General features: G+C 59.2%; 21 protein-coding genes. 10 read left to right on the top strand and 11 right to left on the bottom strand.

Annotation, left to right across the window (positions count from 1 at the left end; translation table 11 throughout):
• Nucleotides 1-58: 58 nt before the first annotated feature.
• Complete coding sequence (locus tag QUE41_RS13550) at nucleotides 59-955, top strand: L,D-transpeptidase family protein (protein ID WP_286339556.1); 897 nt, start codon at nucleotides 59-61, stop codon at nucleotides 953-955.
• A 17-nt stretch (nucleotides 956-972) separates the two neighbouring features.
• Here the strand turns inward: QUE41_RS13550 and QUE41_RS13545 are convergent, their stop codons facing one another.
• Nucleotides 973-1,239: an Lpp/OprI family alanine-zipper lipoprotein gene (locus tag QUE41_RS13545; RefSeq protein ID WP_286339555.1), complete on the bottom strand. Its 267-nt coding sequence runs from the start codon at nucleotides 1,237-1,239 to the stop codon at nucleotides 973-975.
• A gap of 210 nt (nucleotides 1,240-1,449) precedes the next feature.
• Between QUE41_RS13545 and QUE41_RS13540 the strand changes: the two genes are divergently transcribed.
• Complete coding sequence (locus QUE41_RS13540; protein WP_286339554.1) at nucleotides 1,450-1,929, top strand: SixA phosphatase family protein; 480 nt, start codon at nucleotides 1,450-1,452, stop codon at nucleotides 1,927-1,929.
• Between the two features lie 25 nt (nucleotides 1,930-1,954).
• On the opposite strand, the gene QUE41_RS13535 is transcribed toward QUE41_RS13540, so the two are convergent.
• From QUE41_RS13535 to QUE41_RS13510, 6 genes are all read right to left on the bottom strand, one after another.
• Entirely contained in the window at nucleotides 1,955-2,293 is a 339-nt protein-coding gene (locus tag QUE41_RS13535; RefSeq protein WP_286339553.1) for a hypothetical protein, read from the bottom strand.
• 107 nt (nucleotides 2,294-2,400) lie between these two features.
• Nucleotides 2,401-2,823: a nickel-responsive transcriptional regulator NikR gene (gene nikR / locus QUE41_RS13530; RefSeq protein ID WP_286339552.1), complete on the bottom strand. Its 423-nt coding sequence runs from the start codon at nucleotides 2,821-2,823 to the stop codon at nucleotides 2,401-2,403.
• A gap of 119 nt (nucleotides 2,824-2,942) precedes the next feature.
• Nucleotides 2,943-3,380, bottom strand: coding sequence for a hypothetical protein (locus tag QUE41_RS13525; protein ID WP_286339551.1), 438 nt, complete (start codon nucleotides 3,378-3,380; stop codon nucleotides 2,943-2,945).
• Nucleotides 3,381-3,822: 442 nt separating this feature from the next.
• A complete protein-coding gene (locus QUE41_RS13520; protein WP_286339550.1) occupies nucleotides 3,823-4,299 on the bottom strand; it encodes a hypothetical protein in 477 nt (158 codons plus the stop codon).
• A gap of 244 nt (nucleotides 4,300-4,543) precedes the next feature.
• Nucleotides 4,544-5,332 carry a lipase secretion chaperone gene (locus QUE41_RS13515; RefSeq protein WP_286342946.1) on the bottom strand — a complete coding sequence of 263 codons (789 nt, stop codon included), beginning with the start codon at nucleotides 5,330-5,332 and terminating at the stop codon, nucleotides 4,544-4,546.
• 2 nt (nucleotides 5,333-5,334) lie between these two features.
• A complete protein-coding gene (locus tag QUE41_RS13510; protein WP_286339549.1) occupies nucleotides 5,335-6,255 on the bottom strand; it encodes a lipase family alpha/beta hydrolase in 921 nt (306 codons plus the stop codon).
• A 529-nt stretch (nucleotides 6,256-6,784) separates the two neighbouring features.
• Between QUE41_RS13510 and QUE41_RS13505 the strand changes: the two genes are divergently transcribed.
• Nucleotides 6,785-9,205 (top strand): TonB-dependent receptor, encoded by a 2,421-nt coding sequence (locus QUE41_RS13505; protein ID WP_286339548.1) that lies wholly within the window; start codon nucleotides 6,785-6,787, stop codon nucleotides 9,203-9,205.
• A gap of 43 nt (nucleotides 9,206-9,248) precedes the next feature.
• Here the strand turns inward: QUE41_RS13505 and QUE41_RS13500 are convergent, their stop codons facing one another.
• Nucleotides 9,249-10,430 carry an alpha/beta hydrolase gene (locus tag QUE41_RS13500; RefSeq protein ID WP_286339547.1) on the bottom strand — a complete coding sequence of 394 codons (1,182 nt, stop codon included), beginning with the start codon at nucleotides 10,428-10,430 and terminating at the stop codon, nucleotides 9,249-9,251.
• A gap of 327 nt (nucleotides 10,431-10,757) precedes the next feature.
• On the opposite strand from QUE41_RS13500, the gene QUE41_RS13495 reads away from it, so the two are divergent.
• Genes QUE41_RS13495 through QUE41_RS13475 form a run of 5 tightly spaced genes read left to right on the top strand, consistent with a single transcriptional unit; the run spans nucleotide 10,758 to nucleotide 15,998 of the window.
• Nucleotides 10,758-11,585 (top strand): ABC transporter substrate-binding protein, encoded by an 828-nt coding sequence (locus QUE41_RS13495; RefSeq protein WP_286339546.1) that lies wholly within the window; start codon nucleotides 10,758-10,760, stop codon nucleotides 11,583-11,585.
• Nucleotides 11,582-12,580, top strand: coding sequence for a FecCD family ABC transporter permease (locus tag QUE41_RS13490; protein WP_286339545.1), 999 nt, complete (start codon nucleotides 11,582-11,584; stop codon nucleotides 12,578-12,580). Before QUE41_RS13495 ends, QUE41_RS13490 begins: the two co-directional genes overlap by 4 nt.
• On the top strand, nucleotides 12,573-13,316 hold the full coding sequence (locus tag QUE41_RS13485) for an ABC transporter ATP-binding protein (protein ID WP_286339544.1): 744 nt from the start codon (nucleotides 12,573-12,575) through the stop codon (nucleotides 13,314-13,316). The genes QUE41_RS13490 and QUE41_RS13485 overlap by 8 nt, the downstream gene beginning before the upstream one ends.
• Nucleotides 13,317-13,333: 17 nt before the next feature.
• Complete coding sequence (locus QUE41_RS13480) at nucleotides 13,334-15,241, top strand: TonB-dependent receptor plug domain-containing protein (protein WP_286339543.1); 1,908 nt, start codon at nucleotides 13,334-13,336, stop codon at nucleotides 15,239-15,241.
• 10 nt (nucleotides 15,242-15,251) lie between these two features.
• On the top strand, nucleotides 15,252-15,998 hold the full coding sequence (locus QUE41_RS13475) for a PIG-L deacetylase family protein (RefSeq protein ID WP_286339542.1): 747 nt from the start codon (nucleotides 15,252-15,254) through the stop codon (nucleotides 15,996-15,998).
• Nucleotides 15,999-16,102: 104 nt separating this feature from the next.
• Here the strand turns inward: QUE41_RS13475 and QUE41_RS13470 are convergent, their stop codons facing one another.
• Nucleotides 16,103-19,153, bottom strand: a complete 3,051-nt coding sequence (locus tag QUE41_RS13470; RefSeq protein ID WP_286339541.1) for a molybdopterin-dependent oxidoreductase — start codon at nucleotides 19,151-19,153, stop codon at nucleotides 16,103-16,105.
• Nucleotides 19,154-19,162: 9 nt separating this feature from the next.
• The gene (locus QUE41_RS13465) at nucleotides 19,163-19,858 is read right to left on the bottom strand and encodes a 4Fe-4S dicluster domain-containing protein (RefSeq protein WP_286339540.1); all 696 of its coding nucleotides are present in this window, start codon (nucleotides 19,856-19,858) and stop codon (nucleotides 19,163-19,165) included.
• Between the two features lie 579 nt (nucleotides 19,859-20,437).
• Between QUE41_RS13465 and QUE41_RS13460 the strand changes: the two genes are divergently transcribed.
• Both QUE41_RS13460 and QUE41_RS13455 read left to right on the top strand, forming a co-directional pair.
• Nucleotides 20,438-23,542: an efflux RND transporter permease subunit gene (locus QUE41_RS13460; protein ID WP_286339539.1), complete on the top strand. Its 3,105-nt coding sequence runs from the start codon at nucleotides 20,438-20,440 to the stop codon at nucleotides 23,540-23,542.
• Nucleotides 23,539-24,585 (top strand): efflux RND transporter periplasmic adaptor subunit, encoded by a 1,047-nt coding sequence (locus QUE41_RS13455; RefSeq protein WP_286339538.1) that lies wholly within the window; start codon nucleotides 23,539-23,541, stop codon nucleotides 24,583-24,585. The genes QUE41_RS13460 and QUE41_RS13455 overlap by 4 nt, the downstream gene beginning before the upstream one ends.
• Here QUE41_RS13455 and QUE41_RS13450 read toward each other — a convergent pair whose 3' ends face one another.
• Nucleotides 24,586-24,969 (bottom strand): hypothetical protein, encoded by a 384-nt coding sequence (locus tag QUE41_RS13450; protein WP_286339537.1) that lies wholly within the window; start codon nucleotides 24,967-24,969, stop codon nucleotides 24,586-24,588.
• Nucleotides 24,970-25,093: the final 124 nt, after the last annotated feature.

The raw sequence follows: 25,093 nt of genomic DNA, 5'->3' as shown, positions 1-25,093 counted from the left end.
CGGGCTTTTTTGTAAGATTAAGGGCAGTATTGCATCTGGTACAGAGTAAGGAGATGGGGTGAAGGGCTGGATTCAGAGTTTTATCATGTCGGCGTCTTTGGTGGCTTTTCAGGCCCATACTGTGAGCTACCCGTTGCCCGCAGAAGGGGAGCGCCTGGTGGGCTTTCCACAGGGGCATACGGTCGCCCCAGGCGAGCACCTGGCCCCCATAGCGGAGAAGTATGGGGTTGGGCTTATCGCTCTGATGGAGCTCAACCCTGGTGTAGACCCCTTCCTTCCGACCCCGGGGACCAAGCTCAAATTGCCCACCTACATGCTGTTGCCTGATGTCCCCCGCAAGGGGGTGGTGATCAACCTGGCTGAGCTGAGACTGTATCACTTTCAGGGTGAACAGGTTCACGTCTACCCCATCGGCATAGGTCGCATCGGTCACGATACTCCTCTGGGGGCCACCAAGGTGACACAGAAGACGCCCGATCCTACCTGGACACCCACGGCTTCTACCCGTGCAGAGTATCTGGCTCGGGGGATCGAACTGCCTCAGGTGGTGCCGGCGGGCCCCAACAACCCTCTTGGCAAGTTTGCCCTGCGCCTCGGCTTCGATAAGGGCCAGTATCTGATACACGGTACCAACAAGGATTTTGGTATCGGCCTGCGCGTGAGCGCCGGCTGCATCCGCTTATGGCCGTCGGATATCGAGGAGCTGTTTGCCCAGGTAAAGTGGGGAGAGCAGGTGAGGGTGATCAATCAGCCCATCAAGGTGGCCACTGGGCCTCAGGGAGAGGTGATGCTGGAAGTTCATTCGCCCCTGACCTCGAAAGATGGCCAGAAGCAGCCGTTAAAATTCTCGCTGGAGCAGTTGAGGGCAGTGGAGCAAAATCACGTCAGTGCGGAGTGGGTGACTCAGGCATTGGCTGAGCAGAGTGGGGTGCCGAAAGTGGTGGGCTGGCCTTAGCCAGCCCACCGCCAGTCTTACTTACGGTATGACTCGGCGATGTTGTCAATGCGCTGGTTGGCGCGCATCGCTTCGGCGGCGGCGTCGTCGGCTGCACGCTGAGCATTGGCTGCGGCCTGCTTGGTAGCATTGATTTCACGATCCTGACGAGCCTGATCGCTGGTCATGCTTTCTACCTTGTTAGACAGAGCGCTAACTTGAGCTTCCAGTTCGGCGTTGTTGGCACAACCAGTCAGCATCAGTGCAGAAGCGGCTGCGGCCGCCATCAAAAATTTGGACTTCATATCCTCTCCTTTCCTTCATCAACACGGCACCGAATCGAATGTGCCGAGACTAGTTTGGCACAAATTTGTGCGATTGCATCCGGTTACAATAAAAAAATTTCCTGAAATCGCAATAAGTTTTAATAAATTGTCGTGAAAATCACCCATGATGACAGATAGGTGACCAAACAGGATTGGATCACCCTTGTTTGTCGGAGGCCCGGACTGCAAATGGAACTGATACTGCTGCGTCATGCCAAATCCAGCTGGGAGGAGCCCTATCAGAGTGACTGGCATCGGGGCTTGAACCCAAGGGGGGTGAAAACCCTGCCAAAGGTTGTGGCTCAATTGCAGGCTTGGTTGCCTGGGGTGGACCGGATCCTGACCAGTGATGCCTGCCGGGCGCAACTGACCGCAGAGGCGGTGGCCCAGGCCTTTCCTCAGGCCCGACTCGAGACTCTGCCGGAACTCTATGGGGCGGACAGTGGCGCGTTTAAGGTCTTGCTAGAGCGCTATTGGTGTGAGGGAGAAGTTCAGGTGTGGGTGGGCCACAATCCGACCTTGGAACTGATGGTCCGGGATTGGCTGGGGGGCTGTATCCATAAGTTTCCGACCGCAGCCATGGCCAGGGTCAGGCTGGGTAGTGATGGTGCCATTGTCGGGCCCATTAGACTTTGGACCCCAAAGGGAGGCGAGTATCAGTTGGTCTGAACATCCTACTGGACGGTGCAGGTGGTCAGGCGGCTCGCTTCTGCTTCTTGATGGCACAGGCACAGAGACCACCACTTAAGGCGGGGCAACGCTTGCAGGGGGACTTCTTGTAGGGACGACGGGCAAAGGCCATGGGTTCCTGCTTGATGGGCCTCAGGCTGATCACCTGAGCCTGGGGCGGAGTCAGCTTCAGGGCATCGGCCACCCACTGATCCGTCATCGCCTTCAGCTGTTTCTTGTCGAGTGTCACCAGTTCTCCCCGCTGCTTCTTCGCGGCTTTTTTTGCCTCTTTCAGAGAGCGTTTAAGGGATTTCTTGAGGGCCTTGGTTTGGCGCTTGAGCTGCTTTTTGGTGTGCTTGTCCATCTGAAACTCCTCAATGGTGAGTCACAGAGTTTAAATGATAACAATTCGCAGTCAATAGTGTGGTAGCAGTTTGTGAAGGGGGTGGGGTAATCCCCCTTTTTGAGAGATCAGATGGTTTCGTCGGCGACCAGGGGAACCAGATGTAAACAGCCATTGAGCACGCCGCTTTCACTGAGCTGAATATTGGCAAACTCCTGCAGGCTTTGAGCGTTGCCCTCCAGGGCGATGGACTCCATGCGGAAGTGTTCATCCAGGCAGACCAACATGGTGGAGCGGACGATATGACTGTATTGATGCAGGTTTTCCATCAGGCGGGTGGCCAGTGTACGTTTGCGGGTGTCAAACACATAGCTCAGGGTGGCGATGCAGGGAGTGAAGGGATCGGTGTCCAGCAGTTTGTCTTTACGCTTCTCTCTGATCATATCCCGGAACAGCTCACTGCGATTGCGATAGCCTCCGTCCTCGGCCAGCTGATCCAGCTCGCCCAGCAACTCGCTGTCCAGTGATACGGTAATACGTTCAGTTCCCATAGCTCATCTCCCCACTTAACAGGAACATACTAATTTTTTATTGTTCATAATAACTTGATTTCGATCAGAGATGAATCGGGGAGGGGCGATCCTGAAAGTCGTCCCTTGGAGGTACGTCACTAATTTCGACCTGCGGTAAACTCCTGATGTCGAGCCAGAGAGTCGTCGACTCGGATCAGCGTCTCCGTTTCCCCATTAGGCTTTCGGTAGTTGTAATGATTGGCGTCAATGGCCAGCACGGTGTCACAGCGGGCTGGAATGTACGCTTCTCCCAACCAGACCCCACTGTCGAGCTTGTAGGTATCGATGCGGGTTTCACTGATGCAGGTCTGATCACCCTTTTGAACCCAGGTGGCATCACCTTCGAATCCCATCCCCATCTTGGTGTACTGTCCTTGGGTGAGCAAGGTGCCATCGGCCTGGAAGGTCATGTACTGAAAACAGCTCTGACCTTCATCGGTGGACTGGCACCAGGTCCCCACAGGGGAGCTGGAAAGGGGTTGGGCCAACACGGGTAGGGTGGTGAGTAGAAACGCAGATGTCAAAATCCGTCTCATGTTCTTATCTCCTACGACTCTTCTTTCTGGAGTCGTACTTCAGGTTAGGGCTTACAACAGGTGGTATAAAGGGTTATCTGCTCAAAGGGAGGGTTTGAGCCGGGTAACACAGAAAAGCAGATGAGCCGAGAATGTCGGCCTTTGAAGATGACGTGGTGCGGATATAGAGCTGTCATAGCATCCTTCTATGATATCAGGGCAGAGCCTTTGATTGAGCAGCGCTTCGCGAAGCGGTGATTTGCAGGCCAAACTCCTTTTGTGCCCGAACTCCCCATTACTCCGACCAGCGAAAATAACTGGTCGGGATATTACTCTTTTGTGATTGGGCCTTCAAATCTATATGAGAACTTAATTCAATGAATTGAGAGGAAAATCCAGTTTTCAGATCAAAGGCACGCGAATAAGAGAAGCCAATCTAAATTGTGTGATCTTCCAGGTGGAATCAAGCCATAAAAGAGGGCCGGTTGCCGCCGGAGGATTGCATCTTGTCCACCAAAGAGAGGACCCTGTCATGAACTTTTGGGGCTTCCAGCAGGCCAAACAGAGTGCCACTGACCACGACACTGCGTCCTGTGTGGGTGTGGACCCGATAACTGAAGCAGATCTTATCCAGCAGGGTGCGGTGCCTGGAGCGGGTGAGGTCGATCTCCTCCACAGAGAGACTGATGCGTCCACGCTCCGGGCTGTCACCCAGCTCACCCATCATGCCTGACAGGTTCTGCGGGTTTACTTCGACCACATGATTGCCCTTGTCGCGGACCTGAAAGAAGATACTGATGACACCTGCGACAAAGAGACCGCCTGCCATATGGCCAGTGAGGCTGAGTGAGACCAGGGTGGCGAAAATGAAGACCAGGGTAACGACCAGACCATGGCCGCGTAAGAATCCGTCTCTTGAGGGGGAGAATCGCTCGATCATGGGCGTCTCCCGTTAATAGTTGTAGTAAGCCTGTCCATAAGCGCCTCGTTACTGCCTGTGAGGATATAGTTCCATCCTATGCCTGCTACAGGCGTGAAACAACGATTCAGGTGCTCCCGTGTGCGGTTGTGTGATCTTTAGATTCAATTCGCTGAAAAGGGGATCTTAGCCGTAATTACTAATGAAAAAATGAGACATCGAAGCAGAAGGTAAGTGCTTGTTGCCAATGTTAATTATGTGTTTTTCAATGTTTCCCTTTTGGGTGCCAAGATGGGGCTGGAGCCGACGAGTTTAACAGATAGGTCCTAATTCGTTTTCGCTCGGTTGGTGAAAGGTTAACCAGAAGTTGCTGCTGTTGTCGCCTACGCTCCTGTGGGCCCAGGCTGGGGTCATTTTGCAATTGTTGCCATTGGCTGGCCAGTGAACTCGCCTGCTGCTGCCATTGTTGTTGTCGCTGTAGGGTGGTGTGAAGTCGTGAGCCCGCCTCCTCACCAAATTGGCCAACCAGTTCCGCCCTTTGCTGGTCGCTGCTTGACCCCATTAACTGCCGGGCTGCTCGCAGAGCCAGGGTGGGCTGATAGGCCAGGGCAATGTCAGGGGGCAGAGAGGTCAGATTCTCCTGAATCAGCCGGGCGCGATCTTGTGGACTGAGTTGGGTGTCCAGACGGATTCGCAGTCGCTCCATCGCGGCTTTGTCAGCTTCGTTGCGTTGACTGAACAGTGAGAAAACTTCCTCTTCGCTGAAAATGCTGTGTTGCAGCCGCTCCTGTTCATCAAGCCTGCTGGCCAGGGTTTCAGGATCGAAGGTGAGGGGATCCGTTGAATTCTTTATTTCAGCCAGTGCCCGTTTGTATTGACGAAACTTGTCCATCAGCGCTGAGGTGCTCTGTGACGCACCCTGCTGCTCCTGATGCAGTTGGTTTTCAAGTTGGCTCAGTGAGGCTGAAGCGACGGGAGAAAGGGGGGCCTCTCCAGTGGTTGGAATCAGCAGCAGCACCATGAGGGCTGCCGCCGGCAACAGGAACCATCTCATCACTACAGGCCCAGTTGCTTCAGCCGCCGTGCGTGCTCCAGATAGATCTGTTTGGGATCGGTTTCCCAGAAGTGGCTCAGGCCAAAGCTGTGATTGATCTCATCCAGATGATTCATGCGGTAGCTGTCATTGATTACCCGGCCCAGACGAGAGCTGCAAGAGGAAACCAGGCCATCATTGGCTTCCGGAATGATTAATGAGGTGATGGCCAGGAAGGGATCTGTGATGTCAAAAGGGTTGGTATAGGCACGACTGCCGCTCCATGAGAAGTAGTAGACGCCGTTGTCCTCAAGCATTTTGCCTTCACCACAATACTGGTCTGGAACCCCTTCGGGGTAGAGAGCGTTGAACTCAAGGGTGCCTTGGGTACTGAGAGATTCCGCCGCCGCCAGTGAGTCGGTTGGCCTATTACTGCTGCCGGACAGCAGCTCAATCAGGTTGGCCAGGGCATTGGCGGCGGTGATGGCGACCTCCCGCGAGACACTGCCGTCGGGCAAGGTGCCCAGAACGGCGTCAGCCACAGGAGACCCCCAATTGACCCCGCCTACTGTGGTGACCGAGGCCACCAGGTGGGGGGCAACCGAGGCCACATAACGCACCGTCGGGCCGCCGTGGCTGTGGCCTATCAGGTTGACCTTCTTGGCGCCGGTCAGTGCCAGGATCTGCTCGACCTCCATCAGCAGCTGTTCGCCTCGTATCTCTGTGGCATTGGCGGCGGACACCGCCGTCAGGAATACCGTGCTGCCCTCCCGGGAGAGGGCTTCAGGCACGCCGTAGAAGTAATCGACACCCAACAGGGAATCGAAGCCGAAAATGCCGTGAACCATCATGATGGGGTAGCGGGTGCCTGTGTCCTCCTGGGCTGTGCTGGGCAGGCCAAAACAGAGGGTCAGGATAAGAACAATCCATTGTCCATATTTCATTTTCTCAGTCCTTGAGAGTTAAACCTTGTTCATTTTTTAACAGGTGGGATGAGTGTGATCAACTGAGAATGTCATTTCATTAGTGACTTTCACTGCTATTCTGGGCGATCTCGCACATTCTGCTGAGGTAGATTGCCAAGGCGGTGTCATGGGTCAGGTCGGATGGGGTTAGCGGCATCGTCAGCGAAAGGCACTGCTCGCGGGGCTAGATGTACTCAGGGAAATGGCGGACTCCGACAGCCACCCACAAAAAAAGTAAGTTGAATCTACTGTCCGACAAAAGTGAATCTTAAGTGCGTTGGTAGCCAGGCTTAAGTTGGTGGTGGAGGCGGTGGCCAGGGGCCGCGTTCGGTTAACGCCTGATTAACAACGGTTGGGGCTCAGCAACAGAAATTGGTGAAAAAGTGCCGGATATCTCACTGTCACCATTGAATGTTGTTTTAATGACCTCATTTTTCAGAATATTTCCTTGAAGTGAAAATGAAACTGATTATCATTCGCCTCGAATTATTTGCAGAGGTTTACAAAGATGCAGTTTCGTTACTCCCTGTTGGCCCTGGCGTGCACCGCGGCCATGATGCCCCAGGTGGCCTTGTCCGCCGAAGAGAATGCGGATGCCCTGCCAGAGCGAATTACCGTCTACGGTCGACAGAACCAGGTGGTGATGAACTCCGGCCTGGCCACCAAGTCCGATATGTCCCTGATGGAAACCCCGGCGGCGGTGGTGGTGATCGATAAGGATCTGATTCAGGCACAGGGAGCCGACAACCTGCAGGACCTGGTGCGCAACATCAGCGGCCTGACCCAGGCGGGCAATAACTACGGCATCGGTGACAATCTGGTGATCCGTGGTCTGGGGGCCAACTACACCTACGATGGTATGTACGGCGGTGCCGGTCTGGGCAATACCTTCAATCCCACCCGTTCCATGACCAACGTGGAATCCATCGAGGTGCTCAAGGGGCCTGCCACTGGCCTCTATGGTATGGGCAGCGCCGGCGGTGTGATCAACCTGATTGAGAAAAAGCCTCAGTTCGAATCCAGCCACGAATTCACCGGCGAAGTCGGCCAGTGGGACACCTATTCCCTGGCCCTGGACAGCACTGCCGCCTTGAGCGACAACACCGCCTATCGCCTGGTGGCTAAGAGCGCACGCAGCGACGGCTACCGTGGTGTGGGCACCGATCGCGATGAAGTGTATGCCTCACTCAAAGGCTTGCTGAGCGACGATCAGGACCTGCTGTTCTCCGTGGCCTACATCAAGGATGCCATCGCGGTGGATTCCATCGGCCACCCGATCCGCATCTACAACGCCGAGTCCACCGGCGGCAAGCTGGCGGACGAGGTGACCTGGGAAGATCTCATCAACGATCCCAACGGCGCAGGGTTGCAACTGACCGACGAACAGCGTCAGCAACTGGCGGATTCCCTGGCTTCAGGTGATGGCCTGGAACCTGTCGATCTGGGGGATTCCAATCTCATCTCCCCCATGGCCAGGGACAATGAGGGTGAGGAGCTCAGATTTAAGCTGACCCACAACATCCACTTCACCCCTGAGTTGTTCCTTAACCAGCAGCTGCAGTATCGCAACTACGACAGTGGCTTTGCCCGCCAGACCGGTGCCTACAACTACGTCTACTGGAATCGAAGTGGCAAGATAAATGCCGAGCCCCGCGCGCCTCTGGTGGAAGACGGTGTGCTCTACCCCTATGCGGCCCGCCGTCAGGAGTATCGCAAGGTGGAGGCGGATGAGTCCTCCTGGCAGTATTTCGCCGATCTGCGTTATGACTTCAGCCTGGGCGGCATCGACAACGAGCTGCTGGTCAACGCCAACTACGAAGACCGGGATATTCGCTTCAAGCAGTACTCCATCTACGACGCCGACAAGGTGATCAAAAACTCCGATGGGGAGGTCACCTATCAGGGCAAGCTGCCCTACATCTACGATTTGCGTAACCCCAACTGGGGCGATGGCAGTTTCGAAGACTACGACCCCCTGATGACCAATAACTACAACAAGACCGTCAGTGCCTGGGGCGTGGGCATTCAGCATGTGGCTTACCTGGACTGGGGCCTGACTACCCGCATCGGCGTGGCCTTCAACGAGATTGAGCAGAGCTATGAGCATTTCGGTGTGGACCCGCGTTACAGTGCCAGCCGTGCGGCAGCTACTCCTGCGCAGGACACCAAGGACAACGGTGTCACCTACAACCTGGGTGTGACCTATATGCCGAGCGACAACCTGTCGCTGTTCATCAACCACTCCAAGGGACGCACCGCTTACAGTATCCTGGGCAGCATTGCTGGTGATGGTAAAGATCATAAGGATTCAGAGTCCATCAGCAACGACTTCGGCATCCGCTATAAAGGGTTCGACGATCAACTGCTGGCGTCCCTGGTGGTGTTCGAAAGCTCTCGAACCAATTTGAGATACGGCAACCCCATCCTTCGTGAGGATCCCACTGCCGATGTTCCCGAGTACCTGTATGATGGCGAGGAGGAGACCAAGGGGGTGGAACTGGACATGAACGCCCACCTGAATGAGCAGTGGAAACTGAACATCAACGCCATGTATCAGGATGCCCGCGATAAGAAGGATCCTGCTCGTAACTATGATGTGGCTCAGAAAGGGGTGCCAAAGGTGACCGCCAGTGCCTGGGTGACCTACGACGCTTTGTGGTTCAACCTGAATCAGCCTCTGAGCATGAGCCTGGGTGCCGCCTATGTGGATGAGCGCAGCACCCACTCCAGCGCATTCGGTATCCCCGACGGCCATGTGCCCGCCTACACCAAGGTGGATGCGGCCATCGCCTATGATGCCGGCGACTGGAAGCTGCAGGCGAACCTGGACAACCTGTTTGACGAAACCTACTACGAGAAGGCGATGTTCCTCGGCGGTATGCCCGGCGAAGAGCGCAACTTCAGCCTGAGTCTGACTTACCGTCTCTAAGCAGGGAACTGAATTAGAAGGGGAGCCATTGGGCTCCCCTTTGTTATTTCAGCCTGGCGGTTCTGTTTTGGCTGTTGGTTGTGGCGATCACCGAGTCCAGTTGCGTCTCCAGCTCCGGGTAGTAGGGGTTCCAGCTGAGCCTGGCCACCATCTGTCCCGGCTCCTTGGTGCCCCAGGCGCCGTACCAAGGCTGCGGGTTTTGGGGGCAGGCCGCTTCCAGCTGTTCGCTTTGACCATTGTCACAGATGCGATATTGCCCCTGCCGGCCATAGTAGTGGTTGTCGGGCCGAAACAGAACACTCATGTGGGCGATGCTGGCGATCCGCTGCTTGGGCAGGCGCCCAGGCAAGGCGGTGATTCTGGGCATCGGTGCCTCCAGCTCGCCATACCACACCAACTGGCTGCCGGGGTGGTCGAAGTGGTTCTGAAACAGTGACAGCACCCCCTGGGCGTCAATCACGCTGTCGGCGGCGCTGATGGTGACCAGTGCAGGACGGTCGAACCCCTTACCGGCCAGGGCGTCACGCACCTGCACCGAACTTTGGTAGTAGAGGGCGGCGCCGTGCATGGTCAGTGACTCGTAGCGGTAGTAGTTGGTTTCCGGATCCAGGTTGGCCCAGGTCACCAGCCAGTCCAGATAGGGGGAGAGGGCGGTGGTTTTAAACCTGGGTTCAAACCCCGGGGAGAACAGCAGCAGGCCCTCGACCCTGGGATTGTCTATGGCTTCAGTGGTCACCAGGTTGGCGCCGGTGGAGAAGCCCCCCAACCACAACTCATCCACTTGGTCGCTCAGCAGTTTGGTGTGGTGTGCTACGGCTTTGTTCCAGCTCTCCAGGCTGGCCAGCTGCAGATCCGCCGGACGACTTCCGTGGCCCGGCAGCAACAGGGTGCGCACCAAAAAGCCCCGGTTCGCCAGACTCTGAGCGATGTCCTCGAAGTAAGCGGGCGAGTCGCTCAGGCCGTGCACCAGCAATATTCCTCGTCTGGTGTCCCCCTGAGGGAGCATTTCGAACGGCGTGTTGGCCTCTATCTCAGCCAGGGTGTCCCTGGAGACAAAGGCGCGGTTGTCCATCAGCCACTGCCGGGTCTCCTCCCGATAGGCCTCGAAGCTGGCTTGCTCGAAACCGGGCAGGGAGGAAGAGGCTTGGTAACTCTGACCCCGAGGCGTCTGAATGCAGGCCAGCAGCAACAGGGCGACGGCAATGGGCAACAGCAGTCTGAGCAAGGCATGAACTCCATATCGGCAATATCCCTCTATCCTACGCAAACCTCCCTCACCGGCGCCAGTCGATAAAGTAACCAGTGTTTTCAGTGATCTCACCAGAATGATTCCAGGCCTTTTGGGATTGCGAGCAAATAATCACACGATTTTAAATATCGTCATAACTTTTGATTTCGATCATGGGGAGCCAGTATTACGATCATAAAATACTTCACACTTTTCTGGGGTGGGTTGGATTGTATGAGGTTTTGCCACGCGATATCAGTGGGTTTTGCTGTCTTCTTTATGACGGCGCAGGCAGAGGTTCGGTTGCGAAACTGCGGTGAAACTTTGGAACTGGCTATGCCGGCTCAGCGGATCATCGCCATGAATCAGCACGCCAGCGAGGCCCTGCTGACCCTGGGGCTGGCGCCCCAGATGATAGGCACTGCCTATCAGGATGATGAGATACGCCCCGACCTCAAAGCCGACTATGACGCCCTCCCTCGGCTGAGTCGTGAGTATCCCAGCCCGGAGCAGGTGCTGCTCTCCGGTACCGATCTGGTGGTTGGCGGCTTCGCCAGCGCCTTTCGTGCCATGGGCATAGGCTCGCGGGAGATTTGGCATGGGCGGGGGATCCCTACCTACCTGTTTGAGTCCGCCTGTCGCCCCGAGGGGGTCAGCATCGAGGCGCTCTACCTGGATATGCTCAATCTTGGGCGTCTCACCGGCCGGGAGAGCGAGGCCAAAGCCTGGATAGAAGGCCAGCAGGCCAGGCTGGCGGCACTGGCCGAGAGCCAGGGGCGCCGCCCCCGGGTGCTGCTGTGGCTGCGCGAATACCAACTGCCTTATGTGGCCGGTTGCTGCGGTGTGGGCAATCTGATCATCGAAGCGGCCGGTGGCATCAATGTGGCCGCAGAGATAGGTCGCCCCTGGGGGCACCTCTCCTGGGAAGCGGTGGCGGCGGCCCAGCCGGACCTGATTCTGATGGTGGACTCCAACTGGTCTCCCTATGAGAAAAAGTGGCAGGTCCTGGCCACTCACCCCCTGTTATCCCGATTGACGGCGGTGCGTCAGCAGCAACTGGCCACCTTGGCATTTTCGGAGGTGGTCGGCGGCGTTCGCCTGCTCGATGGCATCGAGCGGCTGCACCACACCATAGTGGAGTGGCAGGGATGAGGGCGACAGTGATTCGATTCAAGGCTGCACCAGGCCCGCTGTTGATGCTGGCGCTGCCCCTGGCGCTGATGTGGTGCCTGAGCCGCGGGGCGGTGCCTCTGAGTCTGGAGCAGATCTGGCAGGCCCTTTCCGGCGACCCCGACTCGGCTTTGGTCCGCATCGTACTGCTGGAGATGCGCCTGCCCAGGGCCCTGCTGGCGGCTCTGGTGGGGGCGGCCCTGTCGGTGGCCGGAGTACTGACCCAGACCCTGGTTCGTAATCCCCTGGCGGATCCCTACCTGCTGGGGGTGGCCAATGGCGCCGCCCTGGCGGCGGTGACCGGACTGACCCTGGGCTGGTGGCTGCCGGTGCCCTTGCTGGCGGTCATTGGCGGCGCCCTGGCCTTTGCCTTGGTGATGGTGGTGGCCAGCCACCCCAGGCTGTCGCTGTCGCCCTATCCCCTGATTCTCTGCGGCGTGGCCATCAGTGCCCTGGGTTCATCGCTGACCACCCTGATGATGCTGCTTGGGGACGAGCGCGCCCTGGGCCAGATCCTGCGTTGGTTGATGGGTTCCCTGGCCGGGGCGGATTGGCAAAGGCTGCTGCCCCTAGCGCTGGTGTTGCCGCCTTTGCTGTGGTGGCTGTGTCGCCGCGCCGGGGTGCTGGACTTGATGCTGCTGGGGCAGGACAAGGCCCGCTCCCTCGGGGTGAACCTGCAAACTGAGCGCCGTGGGATGGCGTTGGCCATTCTGCTGCTGACCGCACTGGCGGTGGCAGCGGCTGGCGCAGTGAGCTTTGTGGGGCTGTTGGTGCCTCATCTGGCGCGGATGTGGGTTGGGGCTCCCCACCGCATTCTGTTGCCCATTGCGGCGCTGCTGGGTGCCCTGATTACCCTGTTGGTGGATGGCCTGTGCCGGGTGCTGCTGGCACCGGAAGAACTGCCTTTGTCCGTGCCCATGGCGGTGATGACGGTGCCTTTGATTCTGTTGCTGATCCGCAGGCAGGCCCATGCTTGAGCTTAACCAACTGAAGGTCGCCCGTGATGGCGACACCCTGGTCAAGGCGCTGTCGGCCACCCTGGAGCCCGGCCAGTGGCTGGGGCTGCTCGGGGCCAATGGCTGCGGCAAGACCACCCTGCTGAAATCCATCGCCGGGCTCTGGCCTCTGACAGAGGGGCAGGTGAGCTACGCCGGCGCCTGCCTGACCAGCATGCGTCCCCTGGCCCGCGCCGAGCGGGTGGCCATCCTGGTCCAGCACAATGGCCCCACCGGCGGTTTGACCGTGGAGCAGGCCGTGGCCCTGGGTGCCAGCCCGTTGAGGGGGGCCTGTCCCGATGCTCTTGAGCAGGTATTGCTGGAGTGCGAGCTTGACGACTTGCGTCGCCGCCCCCTTGAGCAGCTCTCCGGAGGCCAGTTGCAGCGCACCATGATCGCCCAGTCTCTGTTGCAGCAAGCGCCGCTGCTGCTGCTCGATGAGCCCGCCAACCATCTGGATATCTATCACCTGTACAACATCCTGGAACGCATCCGTGCCCGGGGCACCACAGTGGTGGCCAGCTTCCACGACATGAACCTGGCGGCCCAGTGGTGCGACGCCCTGCTGCTGCTGGGGGAGGGCCGGGTACTGGGCTACGGCAGTGCCGAGCAGGTTCTGACCCCGGACAAGCTGCGTCAGGCGTTTCGGGTGAACACCGACATTCACATTGGCACCGACGGCCAGCGCCGGGTGCAGATTTTGGGCCCGGCCCGATAACAAAACTAGGAGAGAAGATGCTGACCGCACTGTTGTTGGCGGCCCCCATGGGCGCCGCCATTGAGGTGGATGAAATACTCACTGTGGAGCACCGCTCCCTCGAGGAGAACCTGGCCTGGGATCAGGCGGGGTTGGGAGCCGAGCTGGTGGTGGTGGAACGTGCCCAGTTCGAGAGCATTGTTGAGGGGGACATCAACACCCTGCTCAGCCAGTTTGTGCCTGGTCTGTTCGCCACCTCGGCCCGGGGCCGCTACGACGGCGGTTACCACTCGCTGCAGGGGTCGCGTAAGCAGGACATTTTGTGGCTCATCGATGGCAACCGCATCAACAACCGTCTTTATGGCGGCATCTACCTGGACAGCCTCAACCCCAATGTTATCGAGCGCATCGAGGTGCTCAAGGGCGGCCAGGGGGTGATCTTCGGTACCGAAGCGGTGGCCGGGGTGGTCAACATCGTCACCCGAAACTACCAGGGGGAGACCGAAGGCTCGGTGACCGTCGGCGGGGATACCCTGCCCAGCGGCAGCGGCAGCGGCTCGGTGTTCTACACCACCGCCATCGAGGATCTCGAGCTGTCCCTGTTCGGCTCGGTGACCGCCAGTGAGGGGTTTCAGCTGTGGAAGGATGAGGACTATCACTGGACCGCCGCCGGCGACAAGAAACGCGGCTACCAGGTGGCCAACGCGGGCACCAAACTGCGCTGGTTGATGGGGGACGCCAGTCAGCTGACTCTGCTGGCCCAGTACAACTACGGGGATCTGGAGCGGCTGCGCACCTACGCCACCGTGGACAGCGCCAATGTGCGCAAGGAGCAGATCTACACCCTGGAGTATCAATACACCCCGTCGGACAGACTGCAGCTTCTGGCCAAGGGTTACTACCACGGCTGGGACAGCTACTACACCCGCATCGATCAGAACGAGGCGGGGGAGCGCATCGTGCTCGATGACGACAGCTATTGGGGGTTCGAGGACTTTGGCCTGAAACTCTCCGCCAAGCTGCTGATGGAGGGCGGCAGCAGCTGGCTGGTGGGCGGCGAGCTGCAATCCTACCGGGGCGAAGACGAGGTGATGGATTTTGTCAGTGACACCGAAACCGTCCAGTCCCTGTTTGCCCAGTACCGCCCCAGGCTGGCGGCTCTGCCGGACACCTCCCTGGCTCTGGGAATCAGGTACAGCGACATCGACTCCGCCGGTGACAGCCTCAACTGGAGCGCCGGAGGCGAGCATCAGCTGGCCGACCAGTGGCGGGTACGTGCGTCCGCCGGCACCGGTTTTCGCCTGCCCAATGCGGACGAGCTCTATTCGGTCGAGCGGGAGGGCGGACTGATTGGCAATCCGGAACTGGATCCTGAGCAGAGCCTCAACCTCAACCTGGGCCTGACCTGGAGTGACCCCCAATGGCTGGTGGAGCCCACCCTGTTCTGGCGTCGGGTGGAGGATCTGATTGGGGTCAAGGGCAATCGCTATCAGAACCTGGATCAGGAGGTGGAGACCCAGGGGGCCGAATTGCTGATGCGCTGGACCCCCAGTGCCCTGTGGCAGTGGCAGGCCAACGTCACCTACGCCGACAGCAGTGAGAAGGGCAGCTCCGAGCAGATTGAGGAGGTGCCACGCTGGCTGGGCAGCACTCGCATCGAGCACACCCCCTGGGATCACATCGGCCTCTACCTGCACCTCTCCTACACCGGCGAGTTCACCGACTATGGCGCCGAGGCGGGGGATTACTGGCTGCTGGATCTGGGGGGCAGCTACCAGTGGGGTGAGCACCATAAGCTGCAGCTTCGGCTGGAGAACGCCCTGGACGAAGAATACGCCGCCAGCGTGTTTAATCCCGGTTCGTCGGTGCCGGAGTCTGAGCGCGGCCCCAAGCAGACCCTTGGGGTGCCGCGTAACCTGCAACTGAGCTACCAATATCGCTTCTGAGGATGAGACTATGAGCAAACGAATTCTGTTGTTGGGCGTCTACGGCATGGAGATGGTGGAGTGCGGTGGTGCCCTGGCCATCAACGCCCGTCAGGGCGGCTTCTCCTTTGCCTCCATCATGCTGGCCAGCGACACCATGCAGAGCGAGGTGCGTCAGGCCGCCGCGGAGTTGGGGGTGGAGCAGGTCTATTTCAACGGCTTCGAGCGCGGTGGGGTGGATCTGCGTCGCGACTACAAGCTGGCCCTGTGCCGGGTGATCCGGGAAACCAGGCCGGACATCATCATTACTCAAGATCCGGAGCACAGCTTCGAGGACCTGGACCCGGACCGGCGACCGGCGATGCTGCTGATCCTGGAGGCGATCGCCCTGGCCGGGCGCGACTTTGGCCTGGAGGCGATGCCGGAACTGGCGCCGCATCCGGTGGCGACGCTCTATTACATGTCTCCCTCCAGGCCCAACTGCAGCCTGTCTCTGGCCGAGGTGTGGCCACAGAAGGAGAAGGCCATGGATTGTCTGGCGGCCCAGATGACCTTCTCCGGCCGTCACTTTGGCGAGCGTCTGAGTCCCGCCGAGCGACAGGCACTCTATCCCGGCTTTGATCAGCTGGCGTCGGACCAGGCCAAGGGGCGGGAGGTACAGCGGGCCATGGACAAGGCGCTCTATCTGCACACCGGCCTGGTCAGCCACAGCCGCATTGCCCTGGCAGAGCCCTATCGGCGTCAGGGGTTGTTTGAGATGACCGAACTTCTGGTGTAACTCCCAAGAGAAACAGGCCCCGCATTGTGCGGGGCTTTTTTTGCCGGCAAAAAAAGAGCCCTGCTGAAAAGCAGGGCTCGTGCGCTAGCAAAAACGGGGCAGGCTTACGCCTTTTCCACTCTTACCGGAATGCCTTGACGGCAGTTGGTGCCGGCGTAGTAATCATTGAGCATGGAGACCTTGCCGGGACGGGTCGGATCGGCGGGGATCATCTGGTTCACCGCAGTGCCGCCGCCACGGCGGGCGATGCCTTCGATGACCTTGCCGTCGATGACCCGGGTGTCTGCACCATAGGCCTTCTTGTGGCCGAAGCAGTGGGACACACACACGGAGCCTTTGGCCACGCCGGAGTCCGCTTGCAACACGCCTTCGGCTGGGGTGCCGTTACCGGAGACCACCCGAACCTTGTCACCATCGGTCAGCCCCATCTCGGCGGCGGTATCGATGTTCATGTAGACGAAGTTCTGCGGTGTTACCTCGGCGCAACGATCAAAGGCGGCGGAGTAGTTGGAGCGCAGGGTCGGCTTGTAGTTGGAGAACAGCAGCGGGAACTCCTTCTCAGGCCAGTGCTGCTCCCAGGTGTCGCCGTTCCAGAAGCGTTTGGCTTCGTAGGAGGGCACGCCAGGGTAACGCTCGCCGGAGTGGCAGTGGCGCAGCTGAGCCATGTCGGCGTTGTAGATCTGCAGGAACTTGCCGCCTCCGCCGTTGATGAAGTCGCCGTCGTATCGCTCGGCTTCCTCATAGTAGCCACCGCGGGAGAGCAGGGCTTCCACCTTGGCCGCTTCCTCGCCGGTCAGGCGGGGACGCAGAGGCGCCATGGAGTACTCCAGGGCCGCCCACTCGCGGTCCTCATCGGATACCTCAGGCAGCTTGCTGCACTGGCCGGCGATGTTGGCCAGGTAGCGGGAGTGCCAGTCCTCGAAGGTCAGCAGGTCCACCTTGCGGCCGTCGGCGGCGGGGATGGCACCCTTACCGAAGCCGGGCAAGTCCATGGCCATGGCCATATCGATCATGAACTGCTCCATGCAGATATGCTGGCCCTTGGCGTTCTTGGGAGTACGCGGGGTCACCAGAGGTGCACCGGCGACCACACCCAGTTTGAACGCGCCCCACATGCGGTCGGCGGCGTACTCTTCGTACATCACGCGATCCGGAATGAAGTAGTCGGCGTAGCGGTTGGTTTCGTTCATGTAGCAGTCGATGGCGACAAACAGCGGCAGTTTGTCGGTGTCCACCAGCGCCTTCTCCACATCGTTGCTGATGGAGGCGGCGCTGTACAGGGCATTGCTGCGCCAGTTGAACAGGGCCTTGGCGGTGTAGGGGTTGGCGTTGGTGTGGGCGGTCAGTGCCTCGGCGGCGTTGAAGGAGGCGTAGCCGGCCACCAGGTTGTGCCACATGTCGCTGGCGGGGTAGGGGTTCTCGCCCTTGGCCACCTTCTGCTTGTACTCGGTGGAGTCCTCATAGGCACCGGAGCGGCAGATGTTGATGTCTGCGCTGACGTCCAGTTCACCGTCGAAACCACCCAGGTTGTAGTTGCCTTCGAAGCCCCAGTAGGCGCCGTTGGCATACAGGGTACCACCCTTGGCGTCGTGGGAGCCGATCAGGGTGTTCATGGTGGACACCAGCCAGCCGACCATGATGGCATCGCCACTGTTGGCACCGGAGTTGGTGACCACGGTGGCCTTGCGACCATGATGAGTCAGGTCCTTGGCGGCCTGCTTGATCTGGGACTGCTGGATACCGCAGTCGGAAGACAGTGAGGCCAGGGGCGCCTGGTTGGCCTGGGCCTTGAGCAGGGTCAGGGAGGAGGTCAGCTGAACCTGATTGCCGTTGACGTCGGTGAACAGGTCGTCGACGAACAGATCGGCCTTCTTCGCCTGGTTGGCGGAAACCAGCTTGCCGTTTTCAACCACCATGGCTTCGTCGCCGCCCACACCGAAGTCGGAGGCCTTGGCGAACAGGGTATGATCCTTGTGTTTGGCGTCGGTGACCACCAGGTGGCTGGCGTTGCTGTGGTTCACTTCACCGGCAGCCTTGGCGGCGTCGGCGTTGGGAATCGCCAGGAACTCGGCGTTAAACCAGTTCTCGGCGAACATCACCTGCATCAGCGCCATCATAAAGGCGGCGTCGCGGCCGGGGCGGATGGGCAGCCACTGGGCACGGGTGTCGTTGGCCACCTCGGTGCGCAGCAGGGGGTCGACGCTGGTGTACTTGAGGTTACGCTCGACACGGGCGTCTGCCAGGTTGCGACCCAACAGGTTGAGGCTGGCGCCGGAGGCGCTTGGGGCGGTACCCAGGAACATGGCGTATTCGACGTTATCCCAGTCGATGTCACCCAGTCCGGGCTCCAGGCCGGGAGCCAGGCCAATGCCATAGCCGATGCCGGTGGGCGCACCACAGTAGGCGTGCTTGGTCACCAGGTTCACGGTGCCGTAGGCCTGACGCATGAAGCGGGCGTAGAGGCTGCCGCGCAGGGTATCCTCTTCACCGAAGGTGGCCAGCAGGCGGTTGGCGGCGGAGCCGAACTCGGGATAGCCGGGCACTGCGGGCTTATCCAGCTGACGAATCGCCTTGATGCCATCCACGTGGCCTTCACCGAACAGGTCGCCCCCTTCGAGGATCTCGGTCAGGGCCTGCTCATAGCTGATGCTCTTCCACTTGCCTTCGCCACGCTTGCCCACACGCTTGAGCACCTGGGTGACACGGCGTGGATCGTCCACACAGCCAACGCCACTGGCGCCTTTACCACAGGTGGTGGCGCGGTTTTCCAGGCCGGTGTTGCCGGCCAGGGCGGCATAGCTGTCACGGACCGGCATGCTCAGGGGCAGGGGAGAGCCGGAGTTCATCTCGCAGTAGGGGTTACCGCCTACCTTGAGCACCTTGTCGCTGGCTTCGTCGATGCGCACCCGCAGGCCACACATGTTGTTGCAGGTGAAGCAACGGGTGTACATGGTGCGGATGCCTGGGGTTTTGTGCAGCTTGCCGTCGGCGCCCAGCTGGGCTTCCGTCGGCAGGGGGTTACCAAAACGGGTGTTGCTCTTGGCCACGTTCAATGGCGCGGGCTCGCCCCCCTTGGGGGTGGAGCTGCAGGCGGTGCCGGTGGCGGCCGCAGCGGTGACGATGCCGGCGCGGGTGATAAAGCTTCTTCTGTCCATCGTCATCTCCTATCGTTGCCATTCCAGGTGGTTGAGTTTCAGAATCTTCTTGTCATCGCTGGGCTGTGGCAGGCCGATGTAGAGGATGCTGGGCAGGTTGCCGGACTCGGGCAGCATGCCGTAAACCTTGTTGTCGCGAACCAGCTTGGCCACTTCGCTGTTGGGATCGTTCAGATCGCCAAATACCCGGGCTTCGCCGATACAGGTCTCCACACAGGCGGGCAGCAGGCCCTGCTCCAGACGGTGCACACAGAAGTTACATTTCTCAGGCGCGGTCTTGTACTTGGGATCTTTGCGACGGGCGCCGTAGGGACAGGCTTTGACACAGCGCTGACAGTGGATGCACTTGTCGTAGTCGATGACCACGATGCCATCTTCCGGGCGCTTGTAGGTGGCGTTCTTAGGGCACACCTCGACACAGGAGGGGTTCTCACAGTGGTTACACTGGTTGGGCACCGCCAGGGTGGCTACGCCATCGGCAGTCTCCACGGAGGATTGGGTCACCCGGGTACGGGCACGGCCTTCGGGCACCTGGTTTTCGATGGAGCAGGATACGCTGCAGGAGAGGCAACCGGTACAACGGCGAACGTCGAACACCATGGCCATGCGCTTACCCTGGGTCTGGGCCAGCAGACTGGTGCTGGGGATCAGGGTCAGAGCCGCGCTCCCTGCCGCCATCTTGAGTAATGAACGTCTGTCTAACATAAGAGGTCCTTTAATATGCCCGGCCAACTTGGCAAGGCGGAATAAAGAGAAACTGGGCAGGGAATAAAATAGTTGAAACGGAATTAAGAGGGGAGCATTAGCTATATTTTAAGCATTGTATTGCAGAGGCGCTCCCATCTTTCCAATAGTGAAAATCGTGTCTTGCGGATAGTGCAATGTAATCTGTTTCTGTCTGGTGTTAAAGAAAGGTTGCCTCGCCAGCCCGGGGTTTATACGGCTTAGAGATTGCGATGGCGGAAAGTTCACCAGTTTGAGGGTGCGATTTAAGGTGGGTTAACTTTCATGGGGAAGAAAATTTAACCTCTGAAATTCAATATATAGCTTGGTTGATATTATTCATAATAGGAAAAACTAAATTTGGATATAAATAACGTGACTGGATTCAATAAAATTTTTCTTCAAGAAAAATATAGATGCTATTAATTCCGTCTTTTGCATGGGTTCGATGAACGACCCGAGGCCGGGTGAGACACGCCACCTTAAATTCTGAAACACTTTTATAACAACTCTCTGGGGCAGTGCCAGTATACTTGAGCGAAAAATTTTCGGACCATGGCGATGAACCTCTCCCGCTCCTCACTGAAAAATCCTGCTGCCGTGCTGGTTATCGTGGCGCTGATCTTCCTGTTTGGCATCCTGGCGATGTTGAAACTGCCGATTCAGCTGACTCCGGATATTGAGCAGCCGCAGATCACCATCTCCACTGGCTGGCGCAGTGCCGCCCCGGAGGAGTTGGAATCGGTGATCATCGAGCCTCAGGAGAATGTGGTTAAGAACACCCGCGGGGTGGTGGATGTGACCACCACCATCAACAGTGGGTTCGGCAACATCACCCTCACCTTCGACGTGGGCACCGACATGCAGCAGGCGATGCTGGATGTGATCAACAACCTTAACCAGGCACCGCCCCTGCCGCTGGATGCCTTCGAGCCCAGGGTAGCGGTGGGCGGTGGTCGCGATGGCCCCAATGCCGCGTCCCTGCTGGTGAAGATCCTGCCGGATAGTCCGGTCCAGGAGATTGACCATTATCAGAAGCTGATAGAAGACGTAGTTGAGCCCAGGCTGGCCCGCATCCAGGGGATCAGCCAGGTCAACCTCAACTCCCAGCGCCCCAGGGAGCTGAGGATCAGTTTCGACCCCTTTGCGGCCGCCGCCATGGGGATTCAGGTGGGTCAGATCAGCCAGACCATCGCCCGGGCATCCGACGTATCCGGCGGCTTTGCCGATGTGGGACGCCGCCAGTACACGGTGCGTTTTGCCGGCCAGTATGACGTTCAGAACCTCAGCGAGATGATTGTCGGCTATCAGAACGACAGGCCCATCTACCTGCAGGACATCGCCACCGTCGAAGATACTTTGGTGGACCGCTTTGGCTTTACCCTGAGAAACGGCTCGCCCGCCTACTACATCACCCTGAGCCGTGCCAACGACGCCAATACCGTTACCCTGCTCGATGAGGTGAACCGGGCCATCGATGAACTCAATGCCGGCCCCCTGGCCGAGGCAGGACTGGCCATCGATCTTAGTTTCGACTCCTCGGTGCACATTCGTAACGCCCTGACCCTGGTCAAGAGCAACCTGGGTCTGGGGGTGTTGCTGGCCCTGGGGATCCTGTGGCTGTTCTTAAGGGGCATCAGGACCACACTGATCATCGCCACCACCATCCCCATCTCCATCATGGTGGCCTTCCTGGGCCTGAGGCTGTTTGACCGCAGCCTCAATGTGATCTCCCTGGCCGGCCTGGCATTTTCCGTGGGATTGGTGTTGGATGCGGCGATCATCGTCCAGGAGAACATCGTCCGCCTGCGCAACGAGGGGATGGCCAGCCATAAGGCGGTGCTCAAAGGGGCGGTGCAGGTGACCGGTGCCCTGTTTGCCTCCACCGCCACCAGTGTGGCCATCTTCCTGCCCATCCTCTTTATGGAGGGGATTGAGGGCCAGCTGTTCTCTGACCTGGCTTTGACCCTTTCCATAGCGGTGTTGGCCTCGCTGATCACCGCCATCACCGTTTTGCCCATCGCCAGCAAGTACTGGCTGGCAGGCATCCGTGACAACGACCCTTTCCAGGGTTATTGGCACAGGCTGACCGCTCTGGTGATGACTCTGACCCGCACGCCGCTGCGCCGCACCCTGTGGATTGCCGGTCTGCTGGGCGGCTCGGCGGCAGTGACCCTGTTGCTGATGCCCAGGACCGATTTTATGCCCAGAGCACCCATCGACGGTTTCTTCTTCAACATCAGTCTGCCACCGGGAGGCAACCTGGAGTATGTAGACCGGGAGATGGCCCAGCTGGTGCGGGAGCGGATTCAGCCCCACCTCAGCGGTGAGCGCCAGCCTGCCATCAAGAGTTACAACTTCTACTCATTCGGGGCCGGATTCAGCGGCGGCTTCATCTATGCGGCGGACCCCACCCATGTGGAGGAACTGATGGCGGTGGTGCAGGAGGAGATCCTGGCTGGCCTGCCCGATACCCAGGTGTTCCTGTTCCGCGGCTCGATGATCAACGTCAGTGGTGGCGGTAACGGCCGCTCCATCAGCGTCAACATTCAGGGACCTGAGCTGGAGCAGCTGATTGATACGGCCCAGGCAGGTCTGGCAGCGATTCAGGCCCATATGCCCGGGGTCAGCGCCCGGCCGGTGCCCGGACTGGCCATCGCTGAGCCAGAGCTGCAGCTTATCCCCAACGACAGGCGCATCACCCAGGCGGGCCTGAGCCGGGCCGATGTGGCTAATACGGTACGCGCCTACACCGATGGCCTGTTTATCAGTGAGTATTTCGACGGCAATGACAGGATGAACGTCATCCTGCGGGGCAGCGAATGGCGCACTCCGGAGGAGCTGGCGGCGATGCCGGTGCACACCCCCTTAGCTGGCTTGCAGACTCTGGGCGAACTGGCTGACGTGCGGCGTACCGTGGGACCCACCCAGCTCAGAAGGGTGGATGGCAAGCGGACCATCAGCCTGGAGATCTCCCCCCCGGAGGATATGTCCATGGAGGAGGCCCTGGCCAAGCTCAACGACAGCGTACTGCCCGAAATGCGCCAGGTGCTGCCGGACAACGCCACCATCAAGCTCAGTGGCAACGCCAACAAGATGGCGGAAGCGATCAATGAGATGCTGATGAATTTCGCTCTGGCGCTGGTGATTCTGTTCTTGCTGATGACCGCACTGTTCAAATCTGCCAAGGACAGTCTGTTGGTGCTGCTGGTGATGCCTCTGGCCACCGGCGGTGGGGTGATCGCCCTGGCCCTGCTTAATCTGGTGACCTTCCAGTCCCTGGATCTGCTGACCATGATCGGCTTTATCATCCTGCTGGGGCTGGTGGTCAACAACGCCATTTTGCTGGTGGACCAGACCCGCCGGGGGGAGGCGGAAGGACTTGCCCGGCGTGAAGCGGTGGCCCAGGCGGTGCGCATCCGGGCCCGGCCTGTCTACATGAGTACTCTGACCAGCCTGTTTGGCATGCTGCCGCTGATGTTGATGCCTGGGGTGGGGTCGGAGATCTACCGCGGACTGGCCACGGTGATCGTCGGCGGCATGGCCATCAGTGCCCTGTTTACCCTGATTTTGTTGCCCGCCCTGTTGAGAATGGGGGAGGGACACTCTAAACAAGAAAGTGACGAGGGCCAGCCTGTGGCGGTGCCTCTGGAGGCGAGAGGATGAAACACCTGAAACTATTGTTGCTGGCTTTGCTCAGCTTTGGGGCTGTGGCCAATGAGGTGCCGGCAACGCCGGTGGAGGTGGCCGAGGTGCGCCACACCGATTTGTCTCCCACCGCCAAATTGCTGGGAACCGTCCACAGCCGTTACAACATCGCCATTACCGCCGGGGTCAGCGGTCAGCTGACCTGGGTGGTGGAGCCCGGCACCCTGGTCAGTCAGGGTGAGCTGTTGGTGAAGATGGACACCCTGCCTCTGGAGCTGGCCAAGCTGGAGCAGGAGGCTCATATCCGCCGCGCCCAGATCAACCTGCGCTATCTGAAGCGGGAGCTTGAGCGGCTGGTGACCCTGCAGGCGCAGAACAACGCCGCCGAGTATCAGCTGGATGAGAATCGCAGTCGCTATGAGCTGGCCAACGCGGACCTGGAGATCGCTCAGCTCAAGCTGAAACAGCTTAATGATCAACTGGCCAGGGCCAATGTTCGGGCCCCCTTTGACGGAGTGATCACCGAGCGGCTTCAGCGGGAGGGCACCGATGTGAACCGGGCCGATCTGCTGCTGCGGATGATGGACACCAGCAATCTGGAGGTGCACCTTCATGTGCCGGTGAAGTACATGAGCAACATCGACAAGGGGCGCCCGCTGCAGGTGCTGAGTGACAACAGGCTGACTCAGGGGACCATCCGCGCCATCATCCCGGCGGCGGATCCGCGCTCCCAGACCATTGAGCTGAGAATGACCCTGCCGGCGGACAGCGCCCACTTCCTGACGGCCGGTGAACTGGTGAAGGTGGCGATTCCGGTGCAGCAGGCTCGCCAGACCCTGGCGGTGCATCGCGATGCCCTGATTTTGCGTCGTCAGGGGTCCTACGTGATGATGATTGACCAGGACAATGTCGCCCATCGCCGTCTGGTGGAGGTGGGGCATGGCGACGGCGACTGGGTCGCGGTTGAGGGGGAGCTGGCCCCGGGAGACCAGGTGGCCGTGCGCGGCGCCGAGCGTCTGCGTGAGGGCCAGAAAGTGCGGGTGCAGGGCAGCCGCAGCTGATCATCTGCTGGGGTGGATCCCCTCCAGATCCCCGGCCTTAATCTGGTCCATCAAGGTGGTGTCACCCAGGGGTTGCTGGCCCACCTTGAGCAGAATCAGGGAGAAACTCTTGGCCATGGCTTTTTCCTGGGAGCGAATGGCGTCAGGATCGCCCATGGCCAGCACCGAGTGGTACTGCCAGGTCAGGCTTTTAGGCAACTCGGCTTCAAACCTCAGGCCCAATCCGTTTCTCAGGTGGTATTGCTCATCTTTTCCGTGGCATGCGGTGCACTCCACTTTATACAGCCTCAACTGGTTTTTCATGGCGTCGGCAAACACCGGGTGTGCCAGGGCAAGCGGGCTGATCAGGGCTGACAGAAGAACAGCCAAAATGGGACGTTTCATCTGGAATGCCTCCAGTTATACGTATAAGCCATTGTTATTATATACATAAGCAAGTTTTCAAATCGATGGAAAAATCGCCATGTCAGGAGTGTGCCCTCAGGACATCGTCACTGTTTATATCGGC

This window comes from Ferrimonas sp. YFM, assembly GCF_030296015.1.
Classification (GTDB): Bacteria; Pseudomonadota; Gammaproteobacteria; order Enterobacterales; family Shewanellaceae; genus Ferrimonas.
The sequence above is the reverse complement of the archived record's forward strand: the minus strand, read 5'-3'. Positions and strand labels throughout refer to the sequence as shown.

Excerpts from the sequence above, each read along its gene's own strand:
- QUE41_RS13505 (WP_286339548.1), top strand. The coding sequence starts at position 6,785 with ATGCAGTTTCGTTACTCCCTGTTGGCCCTGGCGTGCACCGCGGCCATG.
- QUE41_RS13490 (WP_286339545.1), top strand. The coding sequence starts at position 11,582 with ATGAGGGCGACAGTGATTCGATTCAAGGCTGCACCAGGCCCGCTGTTG.
- QUE41_RS13470 (WP_286339541.1), bottom strand. The coding sequence starts at position 19,153 with ATGGACAGAAGAAGCTTTATCACCCGCGCCGGCATCGTCACCGCTGCG.
- QUE41_RS13485 (WP_286339544.1), top strand. The coding sequence starts at position 12,573 with ATGCTTGAGCTTAACCAACTGAAGGTCGCCCGTGATGGCGACACCCTG.
- QUE41_RS13540 (WP_286339554.1), top strand. The coding sequence starts at position 1,450 with ATGGAACTGATACTGCTGCGTCATGCCAAATCCAGCTGGGAGGAGCCC.
- QUE41_RS13465 (WP_286339540.1), bottom strand. The coding sequence starts at position 19,858 with ATGTTAGACAGACGTTCATTACTCAAGATGGCGGCAGGGAGCGCGGCT.
- QUE41_RS13460 (WP_286339539.1), top strand. The coding sequence starts at position 20,438 with ATGAACCTCTCCCGCTCCTCACTGAAAAATCCTGCTGCCGTGCTGGTT.
- QUE41_RS13455 (WP_286339538.1), top strand. The coding sequence starts at position 23,539 with ATGAAACACCTGAAACTATTGTTGCTGGCTTTGCTCAGCTTTGGGGCT.
- QUE41_RS13510 (WP_286339549.1), bottom strand. The coding sequence starts at position 6,255 with ATGAAATATGGACAATGGATTGTTCTTATCCTGACCCTCTGTTTTGGC.
- QUE41_RS13525 (WP_286339551.1), bottom strand. The coding sequence starts at position 3,380 with ATGAGACGGATTTTGACATCTGCGTTTCTACTCACCACCCTACCCGTG.
- QUE41_RS13535 (WP_286339553.1), bottom strand. The coding sequence starts at position 2,293 with ATGGACAAGCACACCAAAAAGCAGCTCAAGCGCCAAACCAAGGCCCTC.
- QUE41_RS13515 (WP_286342946.1), bottom strand. The coding sequence starts at position 5,332 with ATGAGATGGTTCCTGTTGCCGGCGGCAGCCCTCATGGTGCTGCTGCTG.
- QUE41_RS13480 (WP_286339543.1), top strand. The coding sequence starts at position 13,334 with ATGCTGACCGCACTGTTGTTGGCGGCCCCCATGGGCGCCGCCATTGAG.
- nikR (WP_286339552.1), bottom strand. The coding sequence starts at position 2,823 with ATGGGAACTGAACGTATTACCGTATCACTGGACAGCGAGTTGCTGGGC.
- QUE41_RS13475 (WP_286339542.1), top strand. The coding sequence starts at position 15,252 with ATGAGCAAACGAATTCTGTTGTTGGGCGTCTACGGCATGGAGATGGTG.
- QUE41_RS13545 (WP_286339555.1), bottom strand. The coding sequence starts at position 1,239 with ATGAAGTCCAAATTTTTGATGGCGGCCGCAGCCGCTTCTGCACTGATG.
- QUE41_RS13520 (WP_286339550.1), bottom strand. The coding sequence starts at position 4,299 with ATGATCGAGCGATTCTCCCCCTCAAGAGACGGATTCTTACGCGGCCAT.
- QUE41_RS13450 (WP_286339537.1), bottom strand. The coding sequence starts at position 24,969 with ATGAAACGTCCCATTTTGGCTGTTCTTCTGTCAGCCCTGATCAGCCCG.